Raw genomic sequence first — 2,700 nt, forward strand, 5'->3', positions numbered from 1 at the left:
TACGGCAGATGCTCAGCGAAATCCTCGCCAGCGACCGCGATATCGAGGTGGTCGGCACCGCCGCCGACCCGTTGCTGGCCCGCGAGAAAATCAAACGCCTGGCCCCGGACGTGATCACCCTGGACGTCGAAATGCCGCGCATGGACGGCCTGGCGTTCCTGGAAAACCTGATGCGGCTGCACCCGCTGCCGGTGGTGATGATCTCCTCGCTGACCGAACGTGGCGCCGACACCACCCTGCAGGCGCTGGCGCTGGGCGCGGTGGATTTCGTGTCCAAGCCGAAATTCGACGTCGCCCGCGGGCTGCAGGCCTATGCCGAAGAGATCATCGGCAAGGTCAAGATGGCCGCGCGCTCCCGTGTGCGTACCCTCGCCCGCCCCAGCGCCCCGCGCATCACCCTGGATGCGGTGGCCCCGGCCGCCGCGCCGCGTGCGATCCAGTTCCGCACCACCGACCGCCTGATCGCCATCGGCGCCTCGGCCGGCGGCACCGAAGCCCTGCGCGTGGTGCTGGAAGGCATGCCGGCCGATGCGCCGGCGGTGGTGATGACCCAGCACCTGCCTGCCACCTTCAGCACCCCATTCGCCGAACGCCTGGACCGGCATTCGGCGATGTCGGTGCGCGAAGCCAGCGACGGCGAAGCGGTGTTGCCCGGCCACGCCTACCTGCCGCCCGGCGGCAAGCACCTGCGCATCATCCGCGACGGTGCGCGCTGGCGCTGCCGCGTGGACGACGGCCCGGCGGTGAACCGGCACAAGCCGGCGGTGGATGTCCTGTTCCGCTCGGTGGCCGAAAGCGCGGGCGCCAATGCGATCGGCGCGATCCTCACCGGCATGGGCGACGACGGCGCCCGCGGCCTGCTGGAACTGCGCAACGCCGGCGCCCCCACCCTGGTGCAGGACGAAGCCACCAGCGTGGTCTGGGGCATGCCGGGTGCGGCTTACAAGCTCGGTGCCACCGAAGAAATGGTGCCGCTGGAACGCATCGCCGAACGGCTGATGGCCATGGCCCGCGCATAACGTAGCGCCGGGCTCTGCCCGGCTGTCGGAATCACGTAGAGCCGGGCTCTGCCCGGCTGTCGGAATCACGTAGAGCCGGGCTCTGCCCGGCCGCCTTTCGCGCGCCCCACCCCTGCCGGGCAGAGCCCGGCGCTACGGAAGCTACGCATCACAACGAAAAAACCCCCGGCGTGCGCCGGGGGTTTTTTGTTTTCATCCCATCCACCAACGGTCGATGGCTACCGGGTGCCGGCCATCGGCCGGCACCGCATCAGGCAGCGACCGTCTTGGCCACGTCCTGATAATCCTCGATCTGGTCGAAGTTCATGTAGCGGTAGATGTCCTTGCTGCTGGCATCCAGCACGCCGATGTCGGCCATGTACTCTTCCTTGGTCGGGATGCGACCCAGACGCGAGCAGATCGCGGCCAGTTCGGCCGATCCCAGGTACACGTTGGAGTTGCGGCCCAGACGGTTCGGGAAGTTGCGGGTCGAGGTCGAGAACACCGTCGCGCCCTCGCGCACCTGTGCCTGGTTGCCCATGCACAGCGAGCAGCCCGGCATTTCCATGCGTGCGCCGGCGGTGCCGAAGGTGCCGTAATGGCCTTCCTTGGTCAGCTCCGAGGCATCCATCTTGGTCGGCGGGGCCACCCACAGCTTGGTGGGGATGTCGCGCTTGCCTTCCAGCAGCTTGGCAGCCGCACGGAAGTGACCGATGTTGGTCATGCACGACCCGATGAAGACTTCATCGATGGCCGCGCCGGCCACGTCGGACAGCGTCTTGACGTCGTCCGGATCGTTCGGGCAGGCCACGATCGGCTCGTGGATGTCGGCCAGGTCGATCTCGATGACGGCGGCGTACTCGGCGTCGGCATCCGGGGCCAGCAGCTCCGGGTTGGCCAGCCACGCTTCCATCTTCTCGATGCGGCGCGCCAGCGAACGGGCGTCCTGGTAACCCTCGGCGATCATCCACTTCAGCAGCGTGATGTTGCTGTTGAGGTACTCGATGATCGGCTCCTTGTTCAGGTGCACCGAGCAACCGGCCGCCGAACGTTCGGCCGAGGCATCGGACAGTTCGAACGCCTGCTCGACCTTCAGCTCCGGCAGACCTTCGATTTCCAGGATGCGACCGGAGAAGATGTTCTTCTTGCCGGCCTTGGCCACGGTCAGCAGACCGGACTTGATCGCGTACAGCGGGATCGCGTTGACCAGGTCACGCAGGGTCACGCCGGGCTGCATCTTGCCCTTGAAGCGCACCAGCACCGATTCGGGCATGTCCAGCGGCATCACGCCGGTGGCAGCCGCGAAGGCGACCAGGCCCGAGCCGGCCGGGAACGAAATGCCCACCGGGAAACGGGTGTGCGAGTCGCCACCGGTGCCGACGGTGTCGGGCAGCAGCATGCGGTTGAGCCAGCTGTGGATCACGCCGTCGCCCGGGCGCAGCGAGATGCCGCCACGGGTGGAGATGAACTCCGGCAGCGTGTGGTGGGTCTTGACGTCCACCGGCTTCGGGTACGCGGCGGTGTGGCAGAACGACTGCATCACCAGGTCGGCCGAGAAGCCCAGGCAGGCCAGGTCCTTCAGCTCGTCGCGGGTCATCGGGCCGGTGGTGTCCTGCGAGCCCACCGAGGTCATCTTCGGTTCGCAGTAGGTGCCCGGGCGCATGCCCTGGCCTTCCGGCAGGCCACAGGCGCGGCCGACCAT

The 2,700-nt window shown here is 67.8% G+C and carries 2 protein-coding genes; one reads left to right on the forward strand and one right to left on the reverse strand.

Features of this window, described 5'->3' with window-relative positions:
• Positions 1 to 1,019 (forward strand): chemotaxis response regulator protein-glutamate methylesterase (locus DBR34_RS11170; RefSeq protein WP_146186824.1); only part of this gene is annotated, 1,019 nt, incomplete at its 5' end.
• A 250-nt stretch (positions 1,020 to 1,269) separates the two neighbouring features.
• On the opposite strand, the gene DBR34_RS22715 is transcribed toward DBR34_RS11170, so the two are convergent.
• Positions 1,270 to 2,700 (reverse strand): bifunctional aconitate hydratase 2/2-methylisocitrate dehydratase (locus DBR34_RS22715; RefSeq protein WP_258223825.1); only part of this gene is annotated, 1,431 nt, incomplete at its 5' end.

The sequence above is a fragment of the Stenotrophomonas sp. HMWF003 genome (assembly GCF_003061285.1).
GTDB lineage: Bacteria > Pseudomonadota > Gammaproteobacteria > Xanthomonadales > Xanthomonadaceae > Stenotrophomonas > Stenotrophomonas maltophilia_AP.